This is a genomic window from Pseudideonella sakaiensis (assembly GCF_048320135.1).
GTDB lineage: Bacteria > Pseudomonadota > Gammaproteobacteria > Burkholderiales > Burkholderiaceae_C > Ideonella_A > Ideonella_A sakaiensis_A.
On sequence record NZ_CP182947.1, the window covers coordinates 2511442 to 2531591 of the forward strand.

18 protein-coding genes are annotated in these 20150 nt (G+C 66.7%); 4 read left to right on the forward strand and 14 right to left on the reverse strand.

The features are described 5' to 3' along the window. Position 1 precedes the first annotated feature (1 nt). The 10 genes from hisA to ACNH6H_RS11360 all read right to left on the reverse strand — a co-directional run bounded on the left by hisA (position 2) and on the right by ACNH6H_RS11360 (position 8694). The gene (gene hisA, locus ACNH6H_RS11315) at positions 2-745 is read right to left on the reverse strand and encodes a 1-(5-phosphoribosyl)-5-[(5-phosphoribosylamino)methylideneamino]imidazole-4-carboxamide isomerase (protein WP_418317706.1); all 744 of its coding nucleotides are present in this window, start codon (positions 743-745) and stop codon (positions 2-4) included. Positions 746-849: 104 nt separating this feature from the next. Then, a complete protein-coding gene (hisH, locus tag ACNH6H_RS11320) occupies positions 850-1500 on the reverse strand; it encodes an imidazole glycerol phosphate synthase subunit HisH (RefSeq protein ID WP_418317708.1) in 651 nt (216 codons plus the stop codon). Between the two features lie 81 nt (positions 1501-1581). Then, entirely contained in the window at positions 1582-2184 is a 603-nt protein-coding gene (hisB, locus tag ACNH6H_RS11325; protein ID WP_418317710.1) for an imidazoleglycerol-phosphate dehydratase HisB, read from the reverse strand. After that, the gene (gene hisC / locus ACNH6H_RS11330; RefSeq protein ID WP_418317711.1) at positions 2181-3296 is read right to left on the reverse strand and encodes a histidinol-phosphate transaminase; all 1116 of its coding nucleotides are present in this window, start codon (positions 3294-3296) and stop codon (positions 2181-2183) included. Before hisC ends, hisB begins: the two co-directional genes overlap by 4 nt. Positions 3297-3315: 19 nt before the next feature. Continuing rightward, complete coding sequence (gene hisD, locus ACNH6H_RS11335) at positions 3316-4632, reverse strand: histidinol dehydrogenase (protein ID WP_418317713.1); 1317 nt, start codon at positions 4630-4632, stop codon at positions 3316-3318. Beyond that, the gene (hisG, locus tag ACNH6H_RS11340) at positions 4629-5276 is read right to left on the reverse strand and encodes an ATP phosphoribosyltransferase (RefSeq protein ID WP_418317715.1); all 648 of its coding nucleotides are present in this window, start codon (positions 5274-5276) and stop codon (positions 4629-4631) included. Before hisG ends, hisD begins: the two co-directional genes overlap by 4 nt. Next, a complete protein-coding gene (gene murA / locus ACNH6H_RS11345; protein WP_418317716.1) occupies positions 5273-6538 on the reverse strand; it encodes a UDP-N-acetylglucosamine 1-carboxyvinyltransferase in 1266 nt (421 codons plus the stop codon). The genes hisG and murA overlap by 4 nt, the downstream gene beginning before the upstream one ends. An 81-nt stretch (positions 6539-6619) precedes the next feature. Further along, complete coding sequence (locus ACNH6H_RS11350; protein WP_418317717.1) at positions 6620-6892, reverse strand: BolA family protein; 273 nt, start codon at positions 6890-6892, stop codon at positions 6620-6622. 54 nt (positions 6893-6946) lie between these two features. Further along, a complete protein-coding gene (locus ACNH6H_RS11355; protein WP_418317718.1) occupies positions 6947-7756 on the reverse strand; it encodes an ABC transporter permease in 810 nt (269 codons plus the stop codon). Beyond that, positions 7753-8694: an ABC transporter ATP-binding protein gene (locus ACNH6H_RS11360; protein ID WP_418317720.1), complete on the reverse strand. Its 942-nt coding sequence runs from the start codon at positions 8692-8694 to the stop codon at positions 7753-7755. The genes ACNH6H_RS11355 and ACNH6H_RS11360 overlap by 4 nt, the downstream gene beginning before the upstream one ends. A 124-nt stretch (positions 8695-8818) precedes the next feature. Here ACNH6H_RS11360 and ACNH6H_RS11365 point away from each other — a divergent pair, with 124 nt between their 5' ends. Together ACNH6H_RS11365 and ACNH6H_RS11370 are read left to right on the forward strand one after the other, a co-directional pair. Next, entirely contained in the window at positions 8819-9484 is a 666-nt protein-coding gene (locus ACNH6H_RS11365; RefSeq protein ID WP_418317722.1) for a TetR/AcrR family transcriptional regulator, read from the forward strand. 30 nt (positions 9485-9514) lie between these two features. Further along, positions 9515-10288 carry a hypothetical protein gene (locus ACNH6H_RS11370; RefSeq protein WP_418317724.1) on the forward strand — a complete coding sequence of 258 codons (774 nt, stop codon included), beginning with the start codon at positions 9515-9517 and terminating at the stop codon, positions 10286-10288. Positions 10289-11063: 775 nt separating this feature from the next. Here ACNH6H_RS11370 and recG read toward each other — a convergent pair. After that, the gene (gene recG / locus ACNH6H_RS11375; RefSeq protein ID WP_418317726.1) at positions 11064-13175 is read right to left on the reverse strand and encodes an ATP-dependent DNA helicase RecG; all 2112 of its coding nucleotides are present in this window, start codon (positions 13173-13175) and stop codon (positions 11064-11066) included. A 145-nt stretch (positions 13176-13320) separates the two neighbouring features. Here recG and ACNH6H_RS11380 point away from each other — a divergent pair, with 145 nt between their 5' ends. Together ACNH6H_RS11380 and queA are read left to right on the forward strand one after the other, a co-directional pair. Beyond that, positions 13321-15342, forward strand: a complete 2022-nt coding sequence (locus tag ACNH6H_RS11380; protein WP_418317728.1) for an ATP-binding protein — start codon at positions 13321-13323, stop codon at positions 15340-15342. Between the two features lie 53 nt (positions 15343-15395). Next, positions 15396-16463, forward strand: coding sequence for a tRNA preQ1(34) S-adenosylmethionine ribosyltransferase-isomerase QueA (gene queA, locus ACNH6H_RS11385; RefSeq protein ID WP_418317730.1), 1068 nt, complete (start codon positions 15396-15398; stop codon positions 16461-16463). Between the two features lie 4 nt (positions 16464-16467). On the opposite strand, the gene ACNH6H_RS11390 is transcribed toward queA, so the two are convergent. Genes ACNH6H_RS11390 through ACNH6H_RS11400 form a run of 3 tightly spaced genes read right to left on the reverse strand, consistent with a single transcriptional unit; the run spans position 16468 to position 20069 of the window. Continuing rightward, positions 16468-17160, reverse strand: coding sequence for an energy transducer TonB (locus ACNH6H_RS11390; RefSeq protein ID WP_418317732.1), 693 nt, complete (start codon positions 17158-17160; stop codon positions 16468-16470). Further along, positions 17157-17843: a Fe2+-dependent dioxygenase gene (locus tag ACNH6H_RS11395; RefSeq protein ID WP_418317734.1), complete on the reverse strand. Its 687-nt coding sequence runs from the start codon at positions 17841-17843 to the stop codon at positions 17157-17159. The genes ACNH6H_RS11390 and ACNH6H_RS11395 overlap by 4 nt, the downstream gene beginning before the upstream one ends. Positions 17844-17852: 9 nt before the next feature. After that, the gene (locus ACNH6H_RS11400) at positions 17853-20069 is read right to left on the reverse strand and encodes a TonB-dependent receptor (protein WP_418317736.1); all 2217 of its coding nucleotides are present in this window, start codon (positions 20067-20069) and stop codon (positions 17853-17855) included. Positions 20070-20150: the final 81 nt, after the last annotated feature.

The following is a 20150-nucleotide window of genomic DNA, read 5'->3' on the forward strand; positions in this document are numbered from 1 at the left end:
CTCAGGTCTGCGCGAGTTCGTCTGCGCGTTTCTGCGCAGCGGCGAAATCGAGGTCGCCGGTATAAATCGCGCGGCCGCAGATCACACCTTCGACACCTTGGTCCTCGACCGCGCACAGCTGCTCGATATCCTGCATGCCGCGCAGTCCGCCGGATGCGATCACCGGGATCGTCAGCGCCTGCGCCAGCTTCACGGTGGCGTCGACATTGATTCCGGTCAGCATGCCGTCGCGACCGATATCGGTATAGATCACGCCTTCGACGCCGTAGTCCTCGAATTTTTGCGCCAGGTCGATCACTTCATGGCCGGTCAGCTTGCTCCAGCCGTCGGTCGCCACCTTGCCGTCCTTCGCGTCGAGGCCGACGATGATGTGGCCGCCGAAGGCGCTGCAGGCATCGCGCAGAAAACCCGGGCTCTTGACCGCGGCGGTGCCGATGATGATGTAGCTGAGGCCGTCGTCGAGGTAGCGCTCGATCGTGTCGAGGTCGCGGATACCGCCGCCGAGCTGCACCGGAATCTCGTCGCCGACTTCGGCCAGGATCGCCTTGATCGCCGGTTCGTTGACCGGCTTGCCGGCGAAGGCGCCGTTCAGATCGACCAGGTGCAGGCGGCGCGCGCCGGCGTCGAGCCAGCGGCGCGCCATTGCGGCGGGATCGTCGCCGAATGCCGTCGAGTCGTTCATGTCGCCTTGCTTGAGGCGCACACATTTGCCGTCTTTGAGGTCGATCGCGGGTATCAGCAGCATGGCCGGAGCAGGCAGGTGTGGGAGGGGGAAGGGGACGTCACGGTGACCGGGGAGCCGCGGCACGGAGGACGTGCCTGCGCCTGAACGCTCTGTGCAAGTTCGATTCAGGGATTCCAGTGAAGGAAGTTGCGGTACAGCGCCAGACCGTGGTCGGCGCTTTTCTCCGGGTGGAACTGGGTCGCGAAAATATTATCTCGCGCCAGCGCGCAGGTAAAGCGCTGTCCATACTCGGTTTCACCAGCACTGTGGTGCCGGTCGGACGGCCGCGCATAAAAGCTGTGCACGAAATAGAACCAGGCGCCATCCGGCACGCCGGCCCAGACCGGGTGCGAAAACATCTGCCATACCTGGTTCCAGCCCATCTGCGGCACCTTGTAGCGGCTGCCATCGGGCTGCCGTTGGCCGTCGAGCTGGAAACGCACCACCTCGCCATCGATCAGCCCGAGGCCGTCGGTCGGGCCTTCCTCGCTGCGCGACAGCAGCATCTGCATGCCGACGCAGACACCCATCAGCGGTTTGCCGGCCGCCGCCTCGAGCACCGCCTCGCGCAATCCGGACTGCTGCAGCTCGCGCATGCAATCGGGCATCGCACCCTGGCCGGGCAGCACGATCCGCTCGGCGGCGCGCACTTCGGCCGGATCGGCGGTGACGACGACCTCGAGCCCGCTGCCCTCGGCCACATGCCTGACCGCCTGCGACACCGATCGCAGATTGCCCATGCCGTAGTCGACGACGGCGACGGTACGGCGTGTCATCTCAGTGGCGCCCGGCCGCCCGAAGCCACTGAGGCACCCCCTCGGGGGGCAGCAAGCAACGTGAGCGTGGGGGTTTCCATTTCAGAGTGAACCCTTGGTCGAGGGAATCAGATCGGCTGCGCGCGGGTCGATTTCCAGCGCCATTCGCAGCGCGCGGGCAAAGGCCTTGAAGATCGTTTCGCACTGGTGGTGCGCGTTGTCGCCGAACAGGTTGTCGATGTGCAGGCTGACGCCGGCATGGTTGACGAAGCCCTGGAAAAACTCGTAGACGAGCTGTGTATCGAGGCCGCCGATCATCCCGCTCTTGAACGCCACCCGCATGTGCAGCCCGGGCCGGCCGGAAAAATCGACGACGACGCGCGACAGCGCCTCGTCGAGCGGGATATAGGCATGGCCGTAGCGGCGCAGCCCCTTCTTGTCACCAACCGCCTGCGCCATCGCCTGGCCGAGCGTGATGCCGACATCCTCGACGGTGTGGTGGCCGTCGATGTGCAGGTCGCCCTTGGCCTCGATCTCCAGATCGATCAGCCCGTGGCGGGCGATCTGGTCGAGCATGTGGTCGAAAAAGCCGATTCCGGTCGACAGCTTCGCATCGCCGCTGCCGTCGAGGTTCAGGAAGACGCGGATCTGCGTTTCCTTGGTGTCGCGTTGGACGACGGCGGAGCGGGGTGTCACGTGGCTCATGGGGCGGATTCCAGCAATGCCGCTTCGAAGGCGGCCAGGCACAAGGTATTTTCTTCCGGTGTGCCGACGGTGATGCGCAGGCAGTTGGCGAGCAGCGGATGCAGCGCCGAGACATTCTTGATCAGCACCTTGCGCGCTTTCATGCCGTCGAAGACACGTTTCGCATCGGGCACCCGCACCAGCAGCATGTTGGCTTCGCTCGGATGGACGGTGACGCCGGCAAAGGCGCCGAGCGCCTCGAACATCCGGCCGCGCTCGGCCCGGATCGTCGCCGCCTGGCGGGCATATTCGTCGACATGTTCGAGCGCAAACAGCGCCGTCTCGCAATTCAGCACGCTGATGTTGAACGGCGGGCGCAGCTTGTCGATCTCGGTGATCAGCGCCGTGCGGCCGATCAGATAACCGATGCGCACACCGGCCAGCCCGAACTTGCTCATCGTGCGCATCAGCAGCACATGGTCGTGACGGGCGAGGCGGGCCAGTGAATCGCGGGCGGCAAAAGGCTGGTAGGCCTCATCCAAAACAACCAGACCGGGCGCGGCGTCGATGATCGCGTCGATCACCGCGTCGTCCCATAAATTGGCGGTCGGGTTGTTCGGATAGGCGAGGTAGACCAGCGCCGGCTGGTGCTTGTCGATGGCCGCCAGCATCGCCTCGGCATCGAGCTCGAAATCGGCCGTCAACGCCACGCCGACGAATGGCAGGCCATGCTGTTTCGCGCTCAGCTCGTACATCACGAAACCGGGCACCGGCGCAAGGATCACGTGGCCATTCGACTGACCGCCGGCGCCGCGCTCGGCGCAGGCCAGCGTCAGCAGGCTGATCAGCTCGTCGGAGCCGTTGCCGAGCATGATGTCGTTGCCGTCGGGCATCTGCGCATGACGCGCCAGCTCGGCGCGCAGCAGATCGCCGCGCTCGGCCGGATAACGGTTCAGCGCGACCGCGGCGAGCCGCTCGCCGAGCTGGCGGCGCAGATCCGGCGGCAGCAGGAACGGGTTTTCCATCGTGTCGAGCTTGACCATGCCGGCGCTCGGCTGCACCGCATAACCGTGCATGCCCTGCACATCGGATCTGAGAAAGCGCGCCATGCGCTGCGCAAGGGTGGCTGTCATCGGTGACCTTGGGTGATCTTCAGGGCTTGTCGAGCCGCATCTCGGCGGCCCGGGCGTGGGCCTGCAGCCCTTCGCCGTGCGCGAGTTCGGACGCGATCCGTCCGAGCGTCTGCGCGCCCGAACGGCTGACCTCGATCAGGCTGCTGCGTTTCTGGAAATCGTAAACGCCAAGCGGCGACGAAAAACGGGCGGTGCCCGAGGTCGGCAATACGTGGTTCGGCCCGGCGCAATAGTCGCCGAGGCTTTCGCTGGTGAAGGCGCCGAGGAAGATCGCGCCGGCATGCCTGAGCAGCGGCTCCCAGCGGTGCGGGTCGAGCGACGACACTTCGAGGTGTTCCGGCGCGATCCGGTTGCTGATGGCGCAGGCCTCGTCCATCGAACGGGTCAGGATCAGCGCACCACGCCCTTCGAGCGAAGCGCGGATCACGTCGCGCCGCGGCATCTCTGGCAGCAGCCGGTCGATCGCGCGCTGCACCTCGTCGATGTAGCCAGCGTCCGGGCACAGCAGGATGCTTTGCGCCAGCTCGTCGTGTTCGGCCTGGCTGAACAAATCCATCGCGACCCAGTCGGCCGGCGTGCTGCCGTCGGCGAGCACGAGGATCTCGCTCGGCCCGGCGATCATGTCGATGCCGACCTTGCCGAAGACGCGCCGCTTCGCGCTCGCGACATAGGCATTGCCCGGCCCGGTGATCTTGTCGACCGCAGGGATCGACGCGGTGCCGTAGGCCAGCGCCGCGACCGCCTGCGCGCCGCCGACCGTGAAGACGCGGTCAACGCCGGCCACCGCGGCAGCTGCCAGCACCAGCGGATTGCGCTCGCCGCGCGGCGTCGGCACCACCATCACGATCTCGCCGACGCCGGCCACCTTGGCCGGCAGCGCATTCATCAGTACGCTCGACGGATAGGCAGCCTTGCCGCCTGGCACATAAATGCCGACGCGGTCGAGCGGCGTGACCTTCTGGCCAAGCAGGCTGCCGTCGTCGTCACGATAGGTCCAGGAGCGGCCGCAGGCCTCGAGCTGACGCTCGTGGTAGCTGCGCACACGCTGCGCGGCCGACTGCAGCGCATCGCGTTGAGCAGTCGGCAGACCGGCGAGCGCTGCCTGCAACTCGGCCGCGTCGATTTTCAGTTCGCTGACCGCTGCGGCACCGACGCCGTCGAAGCGGCTGGTGTATTCGAGCACCGCGGCGTCGCCACGGCGGCGCACGTCGTCGATGATTTCGGCGACGCGTTGCTCGATCGCCTGGTCGGTCGCCTCGGACCAGTGCAGCACCTGCTCGAAGGCACTGTCGAAGCCGGCATCCGAGGTGACGAGTCGGCGGATCGCGACGCTCATGACGCCCGTCCCTCGATCGCCGCGGCAAAACAATCGATGATCGAGCGGATCGGCTCGCGCTTCAGTTTCAGCGCCGCCTGGTTGACGACCAGCCGTGCCGAGATGCGCATGATTTCCTCGACCTCGACCAGGTGGTTGGCTTTCAGCGTGCTGCCGGTCGAGACCAGGTCGACGATCGCATCGGCGAGGCCGGTCAGCGGCGCCAGTTCCATCGAGCCATACAGCTTGATCAGGTCGACGTGCACGCCCTTGTCGGAGAAATGTTCGCGCGCGATCTGCGTATATTTGGTTGCGACGCGGATCCGCGACCCCTGGCGCACCGCATTCGCATAGTCGAAATCGGCGCGCACCGCGACGCTCATCCGGCACTTCGCGATCTGCAGATCGAGCGGCTGGTACAGGCCTTCGCCGCCATGCTCGATCAGCGTGTCCTTGCCGGTCACGCCGAGGTCGGCGCCGCCGTGCTGGACATAGGTCGGCACGTCGCTGGCACGCACCAGCACGACGCGGACATCGGGGCGGCTGGTGCCGATGATCAGCTTGCGCGATTTTTCCGGGTCCTCCGACACCTCGATGCCGGCGGCAGCCAGCAGCGGCACCGTCTCGTCGAAGATCCGTCCCTTGGACAAGGCCAGCGTGATCATGGCGCGCGCCCGACGCGTTCGATCTGCGCGCCGATCGCGCGCAGCTTGCTTTCCATCCGGTCGTAGCCGCGATCGAGGTGGTAGATCCGGTCGACCAGTGTTTCGCCGTCGGCGACCAGCCCGCCGATCACCAGGCTGGCCGAGGCCCGCAGGTCGGTGGCCATCACCGTCGCGCCAGACAGCCGCTCGACGCCATGGACGATCGCGGTATGGCCGTCGACCTCGATCTGCGCACCAAGCCGCGTCAGTTCGTTGACGTGCATGAAGCGGTTCTCGAAGATCGTCTCGGTCACCCGCGAACTGCCCTCGGCGATGCAGTTCAGCGCCATGAACTGCGCCTGCATGTCGGTCGGGAACGACGGATATTCGCTGGTGCGGAAGCTCACCGCCTTCGGCCGGCCGCTGCCGCGCACGCGGATCCAGTCGTCACCCGACTCGATGTCGATGCCGGCCTCGCGCAATTTCTCGATCACCGTGGTCAGGTGGGCGGCATTGGCGCGGCGCAGCACGACATCACCACCGGTGGCCGCCACTGCGCACAGGAAGGTACCAGCCTCGATGCGATCCGGCACGATGTGGTGGCTCGCGCCGTGCAGCGACTCGACACCCTGCACCGTGATGCGGCGGGTTCCGTGGCCCTCGATGCGCGCACCCATCGCGATCAGCATTTCGGCGAGGTCGCTGACCTCCGGCTCCTGCGCCGCATTCTCGAGCACCGTCTCGCCTTCGGCCAGGCAGGCCGCCATCAGCAGGTTTTCGGTGCCGGTCACGGTGACCATGTCGGTCGTGATCCGCGCGCCCTGCAGCCGGCTGGCCTCGGCGACGATGTAGCCATGCTCGACGCGAATCTCCGCGCCCATCGCCTGCAGGCCCTTGATGTGCTGGTCGACCGGGCGCGAGCCGATCGCGCAGCCGCCGGGCAGCGAGACGCGGGCGCGCCCGAAACGGGCCAGCAGCGGGCCGAGCACGAGGATCGACGCGCGCATCGTCTTGACCAGCTCGTACGGCGCCTCGGTCAGCGTGACGCGGCTGGCATCGAGCACCAGCGCATCCTCGGTCGCGCCAGGCTCGGCGGCGACGCCCATGTTGCGCAGCAGCTTCAGCGTCGTCGAGACGTCCTGCAGACGCGGCACATTGGTCAGCGTCAGCGGTTCGGCGCTGAGTAGCGCGGCGCACAGTTCGGGCAGCGCGGCATTCTTCGCGCCGGAAATCGGCACTTCGCCGTTGAGCCGTTGGCCGCCGCGTATCAGGAGTTTGTCCATGGTGTCGGACAGCCGAGGATTGCCGAACCGCGATGCTGCTGGGTGCCGCACCGTCGGCCGCAGGCATCCCTGCAGCCGTTGTCAGTGGTGTTGGGAGGTGGCAGCCGCAGCCGGGCTCGACGCCCACTCGGCCGGTGTCAACGTCTTCATCGACAGCGCATGAATCTGTTCGCGCATGCGGTCCCCGAGGGCACGATAAACCCGCTGGTGCCGCGCGATCCGGCTCGCGCCTTCGAATTCGGATGAAACGATGGTCGCGAAAAAGTGCCGCCCGTCGCCCTCGACCGCGAGGTGTTCGCAGGCAAGGCCTTGCGCGATATAGCGCTCGACTTCGGCAGGTGTTGGATCAGCCATGATCGCTCGATTCTACCGGCTGGTGGATTGGCCCGCCCCCGGAGCGGATTTCGCTCAGTGGCGGATCTTGTAGCCGATGCGCAGCAGGTGCAGCGCAATGCCGCCGACCAGCGCAAAACTGGCGCCGACGACGAGCAGGCTGAGCCACGGCGAGACGTCGCTGACGCCGAAAAAGCCGCGGCGGAAGCCGTCGATCATGTAGAAAAACGGGTTCAGATGGCTGATCTGCTGCCAGAACGGCGGCAGCGACTGCACCGAATAGAAGACGCCGGACAGGAAAGTCATCGGCATGATCACGAAATTCTGGAATGCCGCCATCTGGTCGAACTTGTCGGCCCATAAACCGGCGATCAGGCCGAGCGATGCCAGCATGCCCGAGCCGAGCAGCGCGAAGATCAGGATCCACCACGGCTCGGCCGCCTGCAGCGGCGCAAACCACAAAGTGACCAGCAGCACGCCACTGCCGACGACGACGCCGCGGACAACCGACGCGCCGACATAGGCGACAAACCAGGCCCAGTGCGACAGCGGCGCGACCAGCAGGAAGACCAGGTTGCCGGTGATCTTGCTCTGCACCAGCGACGAACTGCTGTTGGCGAACGAGTTCTGCAAGACGCTCATCATCACCAGGCCGGGAACCAGGAAGCTGGTGTAGCCGACCGAATCGAAGACCTTGACGTGGTCTTCGAGCGCATGGCCGAAGATCAGCAGATAGAGGATCGCGGTCAGCACCGGCGCGCCGACGGTCTGGAAACCGACCTTCCAGAACCGCAGCACTTCCTTGTAAAGCAGGGTGCGGGCGCCGGCCAGCACGCCAAAGGCTGCGCGCACCGGCGGGCCGGCAATTTCGGTCGTGGTGCTCATGTGGCGGTCCAGGTGACGTTGTCGCCCTGCATGATCTCGAGGAAGACATCCTCCAGATCGGCGCGGCCGATCTCCAGATCCTCGGGCATGATGCCGGCCTCGCGCAGCGTCGCGAGCATGCGTTCGACTTCAAATGCATCGTGGGCGGTCAGCTGCACGATGCGGCCGGTGATCCGCGCATGTTGGCGCAGGGCTTCAGGCAGAGGCGCATCGGTCTTGAAACGCAGCATCGTGCTGGCGGTGCCGGCGAGCAACGCCGAGGTGCGATCCAGCGCGACCACGCGGCCGAGCTTGAGCATCGCGATGCGGCCGCACAGCGCCTCGGCCTCCTCCAGATAATGCGTCGTCAGCAGCACGGTATGCCCCTCCTTGTTCAGGCGGGCGACAAACTGCCACAGGGTCTGGCGCAGTTCGACGTCGACACCGGCGGTCGGCTCATCGAGCACGATCACAGGCGGACGATGGACCAGCGCCTGCGCCACCAGCACGCGGCGCTTCATTCCGCCGGACAGCTGGCGCATGTTCGCGTTGGCCTTGTCGGCGAGGCCGAGTTCGGCCAGCAGTTCGTCGATCCAGTCGTCGTTGCGGTGGATGCCGAAATAGCCGCTCTGGATGCGCAGCGCCTCGCGCACGCTGAAGAACGGGTCGAAGACGAGTTCCTGCGGAACGATGCCAAGGCTGCGCCTGGCATGCGCAAAATCGGCCGCGACATCGTGACCCATCACCTCGACATGGCCGCTGCTGGCACGTGACAGCCCGGCAAGAATGCTGATCAGGCTGGTCTTGCCGGCACCGTTCGGCCCGAGCAGGCCGAAAAATTCGCCGGGCGCGATGTCGAAGCTGACATCCTCGAGCGCCTTGACGGGCCGGCGGCCGCCGGCGTAGGTCTTGCTGACGTTGCGAAACGAGATCGCGGCAGGATCGGATTGACTCGGCATGAGGCGCTGGATTGTAGGGATCGCGGCGTTTTGCCGCAGGACTCCGGGCAGTTGCCGATGGTTTGTTGCGGTCGCGGTGCTAGATTGAATCCATTCCGAACCGTCCGGGCGACGCCCGACAGCCATGGCCACCCCAGCGAAGAAGCCACGTCGCACCGCCGAGCGCATCCTCGAAGTCACTCTCGAACTGTTCAACCGCTTTGGCGAGCCGAACGTCTCGACGACGCTGATCTCGGCCGAACTGAACATCAGCCCCGGCAACCTCTATTACCACTACCCCGCGAAGGACGAACTGATCAACAGCCTGTTCGACCGTTACGAAAAAGCGCTGAACGAACTGCTGAAGGCCGCCGACGAGGTCAGCAATGTCGAGGACGCGTGGTTCTTCTTTCATACGCTGTTCGAGCTGATCTGGGCCTACCGATTCCTGTACCGCGACTTGAACGACCTGCTGTCGAACAACCGGCGGCTGGAAACGCATTTCCAGTTCGTGCTGCAGAACAAGTCGCGCGCGGTCAACAGCCTGCTCGGCGGGCTCGAACGCAGCAACGGGATCGCGATCGACAGCCGCGACCGTGAAGCGGTGGCAACCTCGATGGTTGTCGTGCTGACCTACTGGCTCAGTTATGAATATGTGCGCGACCCGCGGCGCGCCCTCGAGCCGGAAAGCGCCGGCGCGGCAATGATGCGCGGCGCCTTCCACGTGCTGAGCCTGCTGCTGCCCTATCTCGAGCCGGCCCAGAAGCAGCACCTGCTCGGGCTGGTCAGCCCGTATTCGATCGACGAGTGACGCGCAACAACATTCGAGGAGACGACAGAGATGGCCAAATGGACCGCATTCCCGCACGATGCCGCGCCGTACACCTACGATGCCGCGACGCTGAAGAAAAAATGGGCGCGCTTGCACCGCGGCGACGCCGAACCACTGCCGAAGGATGCCAAGGTGCTCGCTGCATGGGCGCTGTACCACGCAGGTGATTTCCAGGCTGCGCTCAGCGCCGGCGAGAAAGCCGGCGGGGCCGGCATCACGGTGGCGAACAAGGCGCAGGCGCTGTATGCGACCTACCTCGAAAAAAACGAGAAGACAAAGCTTGCAAGCTTCCAGGAAGTGGCCGAACGCGCCGAAGCGCAGGCCGAGGCCGAACCCGACAATGCCAATGCCCACTATCTGATGGCGTATGCGCTGGGCCGCTACAGCCAGGGCATCAGCGTCGCGAAGGCCTTGTCGCAAGGCCTCGGCGCCAAGGTCAAGGCGGCGCTCGAACGCACGATCGAACTGCAACCGAAACATGCCGACGCCCATGTTGCCCTCGGCGCCTTCCACGCGGAGGTGATCGACAAGGTCGGCTCGTTGCTCGGCCGCACCCAGGGCGCCAGCAAGTCCGCCGGGCTCGAGCACTTCAAGACCGCACTGAAGCTCAACCCCGATTCGGCGATCACGATGGTCGAATATGCAAACGGCCTGGTGATGCTCGAAGGCGACAAGAAGATGAAGGAAGCCACCAAGCTCTACGAACAGGCCGCCGCCTGCGAGCCGATGGACGCAGTCGAGAAACTCGACGTCGAGATGGCGAAGGCGGAGCTCGAGGAATAGCGCCCTTGGCGGGCCGCTTGGCGGTGGGTGACTTTTGTGGGAGGGGCTTCAGCCCCGATTCGGGGTCTTGGTCGTGCGCATGCCCTTCGAATTGCATGCCAAGACCGAGCGGCGCGGCAGGCGGCACCCGATCGTGGCTCATGATGCGGCGGTCCTCGCTGGCGCTCGGACTGCGCTGCGATGCTCGGTCCAGGGTCGCGCGGCGGAACTCGCTACGTTCGCTTCGCTCACTGCGCTCGAACAACCGCCGCGAGTATGTTTGTTGATGCTCGCTGCGCTCGCCGACCCTGAACCTCCGCTTCTCGCCGCCGCATAAATCGCCCCGCCCGGGCACCGCCTGCCGCGCAGTGACGCGGTTGAACTTCGTCGAAATCCTTGGTGCCGCCGCAAAGGCGTGGGCGGGTGGCTGCTGGCGCGCATATGCGCAGCCGAGAAGCGGAGGGCTTGTGGCCCGCGAGCGCAGCGAGCATCAACAACTGGCTTGGCGCGGACTGTCTGAGCGGAACGAGCGAAGCGAGTGCAGCGAGTTTCCGCGACGGGCCACAAGACCGAGCATCGCAGGGAACCCGAGCGCCCGGCGCGAGGGCAAGCATCTAAGCGCAAGCGGCCGCCCGACCGCGCCTTTGCTCTCGCCTCTGTGCCTGCCGATTCGCAATCGTGCAAGATCCCGAATCGGGGCTGAAGCCCCTCCCACAATAGTCAGCGCCGCCTGCGAGCTCGATGGCCGCTCTGGGCTGCGTGCCGCCGGCCACGCGAGCACCGATGTTCTGCGTACTCAAGCTTTCAAATAATCCGCCTTGACCCCCTGCCAGCGCGCCATATGCCGACGCGCGATGGCCGGATGGTGGTCGAGCAGCGTTTCCGCGGCGGAACGGGCGTGTTTGACGAGTTGCAGGTCTTCACCGAGATCGGCGAAGCGCAGCAGGGGTGCGCCTGACTGGCGGGCGCCCATGAATTCACCGGGGCCGCGTATCTCGAGGTCGCGGCGGGCGATCTCGAAGCCGTCGGCGGTTTCCGCCATCGCCTTCAGGCGCGCCTTGCCGGTCTCCGACAGTGGCGAGGTATAGAGCAGCACGCAGACACTGGCGACGGCGCCGCGGCCGACTCGGCCACGCAACTGGTGCAGCTGGCTGAGGCCGAAACGTTCGGCATGTTCGATCACCATCAGGCTCGCATTCGGCACGTCGACGCCGACCTCGATCACCGTCGTGCTGACCAGCAACGCCATCCGGCCGTCGCTGAACAGCGCCATCACCGCCGCCTTCTCGGCCGGCGGCATGCGCCCGTGCAGCAGGCCGACCATTGCATCGGGCAGGGCCTCCTTCAGCTGCTGGTGGGTCGCGGTCGCGTTCTGCAGATCGATGTGTTCGCTTTCCTCGATCAGCGGGCAGACCCAGTAGACCTGGCGGCCGCGCGCCACCTCGTCGGCGATTGTCCGGATCACCTCGTCGCGGCGGGCATCGCTGAAGACCTTCGTCAGCACCGGCGTACGGCCCGGCGGCAGTTCGTCGATGGTGCTGATGTCGAGGTCGGCAAACAGCGTCATCGCCAGCGTGCGCGGAATCGGCGTCGCGCTCATCATCAGCAGGTGCGGTTCGAGGCCGGCGCCGCCTGCCTGCTGCACCAGCTTGCGGCGCAGGCTCAGCCGCTGCTCGACGCCGAAGCGGTGCTGCTCATCGATGATCGCAAGGCCGAGCTTGGCAAAGCTGACGTCGTCCTGGATCACCGCGTGGGTGCCGACGACCAGCAGTGCTTCACCGGATGCGACCGCTTCAAGCATCTGTGCCCGCGCCTTGCCCTTGCGGCTGCCGGTCAGCCACGCAACCTGGATGCCGAGCGGTTCGAGCCAGCCGACCAGCTTGCGGAAATGCTGCTCGGCGAGGATTTCGGTCGGCGCCATCAGCGCACATTGCCAACCTTGCGCCATCACCAGTGCCGCGGCGAGCGCAGCGACCACCGTCTTGCCGGAGCCGACGTCGCCCTGCAGCAGCCTGTGCATCGGCACCGATTGTTCAAGGTTATCGCTCGCGCGGCGGGCGAGGTCCGAGGCGATTTCGTCGACGACGCGACGTTGCGCAGCGGTCAGGTCGAAGGGCAGTGCGGCGAGCAGCCGCTCGTGCAGGCCGTCGCGCTGCGCGGCAAAACGCGGCGCTCGCTGCAGTGCGCGCTCGCGGCGCGCCTGGCCCTGCGAAATCTGCTGGGCCAGCAGTTCGTCGAATTTCAGGCGCTGCCACGGTGGCTGGTGGTGGTCCTCGAGCAGGTGCAGCGACGCCTGCGGCGGCGGGTGGTGCAACCAGGCGAGGCTGTCACGCAGGCTCGGCAGGCCAGCCGGAATCAGCTCGGCCGGCAGGATTTCCGACAGGTCGGCACGTTGCAATGCGGAGCCGACGGCCTTGCGCAGATAGGCCTGCGGCAGCCCGGCGCTGGTCGGATAAACCGGCGTCAGCGAATCGGCCAGCGGCGTATCGCTGCTGACCGCACGGAAAACCGGATGAACCATCTCGAGGCCGAAAAAGCCGCCGCGCGCCTCGCCGCGCACGCGCAGCCGCTGGCCGGCGGCCAGGCTTTTCTGGTGGCTCGGATAGAAGTGGATGAAGCGCAGCACCAGTTCGCCGCTGCCGTCGCGAAGCCGCGCGACGAGCTGGCGCCGGCCGCGGCCCTCGACATGGCAACTGTGCACGATGCCTTCGACCTGCGCGGTCTGGCCGTCGCGCAATCCGGCAATCGGCGTCAGCCGCGTCTCGTCCTCGTAGCGCAGCGGCAGATGCAGCACCAGGTCGATGTCGCGCACCAGCCCCATTTTTTCCATTGCCCGCTGCGCGGCGGACTTGGTGGCGGCGGGTGGCTTGCCGGGCGATTTGCGCGCAACGGCGGGCGGTTCAGGCATGCGTCGATTTTGCCCCGCGCAAGCCGCTGCGCGGCCAGGGCCGTTGGATACGCACATCGCGCCGGCTTTGGCCGGGTGCGAATTTCAGGCATGCTCTGGCTCTTTGCAGGCGGGGGCCCGGCCCGAGCAACGCAGGATCGCTCCGTTGAATCAAGAATCGCCATCAAAAGTACCGCAGCCCGACCATGGCATCCCGCGCCCGCTCTGGCGCTGGCTGTTGCTGGCCAGCGGGCTGGCGGCGGTGGCGGCGCTGATGGCTGCGTTTGGTGCCGGAGTCCATGCGGCTGCGCCTGCCTTTGTCGCCGCAGTGATCGTCGGCTTCGCGGCGCTGCGCGCCAGGCGCAACGCGAACGCGGTCAGCGGGCTGGCTGCGCGGCTCGACGAAATCGCCTCAGGCCACCTGCATGACCAGCGACTGCCGCCGGTTGCCGATCCGGACGATGTCGACCTGGTGACGCCGATCAACCAGTTGCTCGATGACTGCGAACAGCTCGGTGCCGCGGTCGTCAACGCCGGCCGCGATGCCGATCGCCGCACCGCCGCCGATACCCGGGCACTGCAGGACGAACGCGACCAGGCCGAAGCGGCGTCGCTGGCGAAGACGCGGTTTCTCGCCAACATGAGCCATGAACTGCGCACGCCACTGAACGGCGTGATCGGCGCCGCGCAGCTGCTGCAGCTCGGCGGCCAGGGTGCGGAGGAGCAGGCGCATCTGATCGATGCGATCCGCGGCAGCGGAACCAACCTGCTCGGATTGATCGAGAACATCCTCGATCTGTCGCGGATCGAGACTGGCGCACTCGAGCTGACCCATGTCGACTTCAACCTCGTCGATTGCGTCGAAAGCGCGATCGCGACGACCGCGGTCGGCGCGCGGCTGAAGCGCCTGGGCATGGCCTGCATCGTCGACCCGGATCTGCCGGCCTGGCGCAACGGCGATTCGTCGCGCTTGCGGCAGATCCTGATGAACCTGCTCGGCAATGCCGTCAAGTTCACGCAGCGCGGCGATGTCGTGCTGAATGTCGACCGCGGGCGCACGGCCACCTCGGTGATCATCCGGGTCCGCGATTCCGGTCCCGGCATTGCCGAGCAGGCGCTGCAACATGTCTTCGAGCCGTTCCGTCAGGCCGATGACGGTGTCAACCGACGCCATGGCGGCAGCGGGCTCGGACTGACGATCACCCGCGAGCTGGTCGAGGCGATGGGCGGCAGCATCCGTGTCGACAGCGAAGTCGGCGCCGGCAGCTGCTTCGAGGTCGAGCTCGATATTCCGCTGGCGGCAACGACGGTGCCGGAGCCGCCACCGCTGCAATACCAGGTGCTGTTTTTTGAACCCCACGAGCCGAGCGCGCGCGCCATCGCCGCGCAGTTGGCGCGGCTGGGCTGCCGGACGATGCGCTGCCGCTCGGCCGACGACCTGCAGGCGTGGATCAGCCGCCAGCCCGATGACGCAGCCGAGCCATGGCTGCTGGTCGCTGCGGATGCCGAAGAGACCTGGCAGTTTCTCGAGGCGTCGATGCAGATGATCGACCCGCAGCGGGTGATCGGCATGACCCAGCTCGAGTCCTATGAAAGCGAGATCGCACGCGAACGTTTTCACCTGTCGCGCAGCGTCGTCAAGCCGGTGCTGCGCGCTTCGCTGGTCAGCCGGCTCGGCGCGGTGCCGCGGCCGGCGCCGAGCCCGCGCCATCTGCCTGCAAGCTCGCCATTGCCGACGCCGACCAGCCCTGGAACGCTCGGCGCCAAACATGTGCTGGTCGTCGAGGACGACAGGCTGAACCAGACCATCGTCTGCAGCATGCTGCACAACGCCGGTTATGCCACCACCGCGGCCGATACCGGCGAGCAGGCACTCGAGTTGATGGCGCGGCAGACCTTCGACCTGGTGCTGATGGACTGGCAGATGCCCGAGATGGACGGGCTCGAGGTGACGCGGCGGATCCGCGGCGGAGAAGCCGGCCGCTACGGTCGCATCGTGCCGATCGTCGCGTTGACCGCCAATGCATTTGCCGAGGACCGCGCGGCCTGCCTGGCTGCCGGAATGAACGACTTCCTGACCAAGCCGGTACTTGCAGCGAAGCTGATCGAGACCGCCAGCCGCTGGACCGCGCTGCCCGGCGGCGACGACGAAGCGTTTTCGCGCAGCAGCTTCGCCGACCTGTACTGAGTGAAGCTGCCGCAGGGGCGGGCGGCCGCGACGGGCATGGAACAATCACGTCCATGTCGCCATCCGAACCCGTCCTCAGCCTCGCCGATTTCGATTTCGACCTGCCGGACGAACTGATCGCGCAACATCCGGCGCCGCAACGCAGCGCCTCGCGGCTGCTCGACGGCCGGCGTCTGCCGGCCAGAGACCATGTGTTTCGTGAACTGCCCGGCCTGCTCGACCGCGGCGATCTGCTGGTCTTCAACAATACCCGCGTCATCAAGGCCCGGCTGCTCGGCCACAAGGCCAGCGGCGGCGCGGTCGAGGTGCTGATCGAACGATTGCTGCCAGGATCGGCACATGAGGCCTGGGCCCATGTGCGCGCGAGCAAGTCGCCACCGGCCGGAACCCGGCTGCTGTTCGAGGCGGCCGATGGCGATGCGGGTTTTGCCGTCGAGGTGCTCGGCCGCACCGGGCCAGCCGGCGACCTGTTCCACCTGCGTTTTCCGGACGACCCGCTGCCGCTGCTCGACCGCTTCGGCCATGTGCCGCTGCCGCCGTATATCGAACATCCCGACGATGCCGACGACGAGCGCCGCTACCAGACCGTCTTCGCCAGCCGGCCTGGCGCCGTCGCCGCGCCGACGGCGGCGCTGCATTTCGACCAGGCGCTGCTCGACGAACTGCCGACATTCGGACTGGAACGCGCCGAGGTGACGCTGCATGTCGGCGCCGGCACCTTCCTGCCGGTGCGCAGCGAATCGCTGGCCGAGCACAAGATGCACAGCGAATGGTTCGAGATTCCGGCCACCACCGTCGAGGCAATCGCGAGGACGCGCGCGCGCGGCGGCCGTGTCGTCGCGGTCGGCACGACGACGCTGCGCGCGCTCGAATCGGCCGCACGCGAAGACGGCGAGCTGCGCGCCGGCGCGCGCGAAACCGACATCTTCATCACACCGGGTTTCGATTTCCGCGTCGTCGACCGGCTGGTGACCAATTTCCACCTGCCAAAAAGCACGCTGATGATGCTGGTCAGCGCCTTTGCCGGGCATCGCCACATCATGGCGCTGTACCGCGAGGCGATCGAGCGGCGTTACCGCTTCTTCAGCTACGGCGACGCGATGCTGCTCGAGCGCAGCTGACCGGTCACAACTCGAAGATGATCGGCGCAACCGGCGCCCAGACGGTCAACGCGACGCCGTTCTCGGAATACGGCTGGAACCTGGCCTCGCGCATTGCCGCGATGGCCGCCTCGTCGAGCAGCGGGTGGCCGGACGATTTGACCAGCACGATCTGCCGCGGCAAGCCGGCGGCATCGACCAGCACCTGAAGGATGACGGTGCCGGTTTCACGCAAGCGGCGCGAGGCCAGCGGATAACGCGGCGCCGGCTTGACGAGATAACGGACGGCGGCGGCATCGACCTGCTTCGGCTCGGTGCTGGGCTGCGTTGGCGCGCTTGCGACTGCTGGCACCGGCGGGGCGGATACCGATGGCGTAGGCATCGCTGTTGACGCTGCCGGCGCTGCGGCCGCGACGGGCGTCGGCGCGCCGCGGCGCTCGGGTGCCGCCACCGTGACCGGCGCTGGCGGCGGCGCTGCAATGGCGACTTCGGGCACCGCGATCGGCAGCGGCAGCGGCGCCGGCAACAGTGGCGGTGCCGGCAGCGCAACCGGCGCAGACCGCGCCGTCGGCTGCTCGGCAACCAGGCGCACGCGGAGCGGCTCGGCTTCCAGCGTCACCGCGCGCAAAGGTGTCGCCTGCAGCACGGCCCACAGCAGCGCACCATGCACCGCAACGACGACGAGCAGCGTCGGCAAACGGCGGCGCTGGTGCGTCATGTGTCGGCCCACATCCGAAGCAGGTTGTGGTAACTGCCGGTCAACGCAACCGCCGGGCCGGATTCGCCACCACTGCTGCGCAAGTCGATCAGCGCGCGGTCCATCTCGAACAGCAGTTGCCGCTGTTCGCCGCTGCGCACCATGCTTTCGACCCAGAAGAAGCTGGCGAGCCGCGCACCGCGCGTCACCGGCTCGACGCGGTGCACGCTGGTGCCGGGATAGAGCAGCATGTCGCCGGCCGGCAGCTTGATGCGGCGATCGCCCGTGCCTTCGGCGATCACCAGCTCGCCGCCGTCGTAGCTGGCCGGATCGGCGAGAAACAGCGTTGCGCTGAGATCGGTGCGTACGCGCTGCTGGTGCTGGCCCGGCACGAACCGGATCGCATTGTCGACATGGTCGCCAAAGCGGTTGTGGTCGCCTGCATAGCGGTTGAACAGCGGTGGAAAAACCTTTTTCGGCAGCGCCGCCGAAAAGAAGGTCGCGTGGCGGTTCAGCCCGTCGAGGACGATCTGCTGCAGCGCCCGCGTCAGCGGATGCTGCTGCGGCAGCTGCTGGTTGCGCTTGACCGCCGCCGACTGCTCGCCGGCGGTGACGCGGCCATCGCACCAGGGTGCATCGGCGAGCAGCTCGGCCGCTCGCGCCAGTTCATCGGCATCGAGTACCGCCTGCAAGTGGAGCAGCATCGCGTGGCCTCAGAACGTGAAGGTGGTTGTCACCTGCACGCTGCGCGGCTTGCCCGGCACATAGTGGCCGCGGTAGACCTGATCGGCATGGCGCTGGTTGGTGACGTTGTTCAGGTTGACGCGCACCGCGACGTCATCGAAGCGGTATTCGGCCATCAGGTCGCCGGTGGCATGGGCAGGTGCGGTGAAGCTGGTGATGCCCACCGGGTAGACCTCGCTGCGGAACGTGACGCCGGCGCCGAACCGCCAATGGGTATCCGGCGCCCAGGTGGTCCAGACGCTGCCGCTGTGCCGCGGCGTCAGGCCGACCGGGTCGCCGGCGCGTTGACCCTGCGCCGACAACGGGCTCGCCGCGTCGATCTCGGCGTCCGGAATGAAGGCATACGACGCGAAGATCTCCCACTGCGGCGTCAACCTGCCGGCGAGGTCGATCTCGATGCCTGCGGCATGGCGCTTTCCCGACATCACGTAGTTGCAGGCGTTGGCCGTCAGCGAATCGGTGTTGCGTTCGTTGGTCTTGGTCGTGTGGAACAGCGCCAGCCGCGTCGAGAAGCGGCCATCGGCGCTGTCGAGCTTCGCACCGAGCTCGAGGTTGCGGCTGGCTTCCGGCGGCGCATCGACCGTGCCGGCGTCGTACTGGTAGCTGTCGCCGGATGTGTTGAATGAGGTGCCGTAGGACAGGTGGTAGCTCTCGAAAGGCGTCGGCTGGTACAAGACGCCGAGCCGTTGGCTCCACAACGAATCGCTGCGCCGGTATTCGCGGGCGACGACCGTCGTGCAGCCATTGCTGGCGGCTGGCGCCAGATGGCGCTGGTAGCGGCCCTCGACCTGGTCCCAGCGCAGCCCGGCCAGCAGCTTCCACGTTGGCGCGAGCTGGATCAGGTCCTGCGCAAAGACGCCGACCGTCTTGTTGACGAAGCTGCGGTCAGCGGTCACCGGCCGCAACGGTTCGGCGACCGAGGCGCCATCGTTGGGCGTGCCGATCGCCGTATCCGGCTTCACGAGCGCGCCACCGGCCGGCTGACCAGCCTGGAAATTGGTGAAATCCTCGTGCGCGATGTCGGCGCCTCCGCTCAGCTGATGGCGCAGGCCGGCAACATCGACGTTTTTGCTGACATCGCTCTGCAGGTTGACGGCACGCAGCTGCTGGACCTTGTTGTTGGTGCCGCGGCGCAGTGCGGTCGATGCATTCAGCGTCTCGGCGCTGGTCGTCGCATCGACAAAACGGATCGAGCTGGCGCGCAGGTCGCGGTCGTAGGCGGCCACACGCAAGCTGGTCCGCCACTCGCCGCCGCCGGCGATTTGCCGCACGTGGCGAAAGGTCGCCATGTCGACCTGGCTGTCCGAATGGTCGCTGGCCAGCCCGTAGAAATTGCCGGCCGCCACCGGCACCAGGCCGCGCTGCGTCGAGCCCTGGCTTGGCGCGAGCCATGGCATGCCGTAGTTGACGCCGTTGTGGTTGTCCAGGTGATACAGGTTGACGAGAAACTCGTCACGCAGACCGATGCCCCAGCGGTAACCGACGGCCAGTCCCTTCTTGTCGACACCAACGCCGTCCTGGTCGGCGGTATTGGCCATCACATTGATGCGCAGCGCCGCGCTGTTGCCGGTGACGAGATTCAGGTCCGCGGTGCCGCGCAGAAAGCGCCCGCTGCCGGCGGTCAGTGCAAGCTCGCGCCGCGTCAGCTGGGTCGTCGGCTCCTTGCTGATCTGGTTCGCCGCGCCACCGGTCGATCCGCGGCCGAACAGCATCGACGCCGAACCGCGCAACACCTCGAGCCGGTCCCAGTTGAACGAGTCGCGCTCGTAGAAGGCCGGGTCGCGGATGCCGTCGACGAAGATGTCGCCGGTCGACTGCAGCGAGAAGCCGCGCAGCCGGATGTCCTCCTCGCCGCCTTCGGCGGCCTGGAAGCTGATGCCCGCGGTCACCTTCAGCGCATCCTTCAGCGTATCGAGGTTGCGGTCGTCGATCAGCCGCTCGGTGACGACGGTGACCGACTGCGGCAGATCGCGCAGTTCCTGGCGCATCTTGCCGATGCGGGTTTCGGTCGCCTGGTAGCTGTCGCGGCCCGGCGTCGGATCGGCCTCGCCCTTGACCGTCACCGCGGGCAGGCTGGTCTGTTCGATGGCCGCCGGCACACCCTGCGCAATCGCCAGCGACATGAAGCCGAAACCGGCGGCAACCGCTCCGAGGGGCAATGGGCGGAATACGGAAGGGCGCGACATCGATAATTCCTTATTTGTAAACGCGAACGATTCGCATTCAGTATGCCACGGTCAATCCGGCACGATCGCATCGGCTGTCGC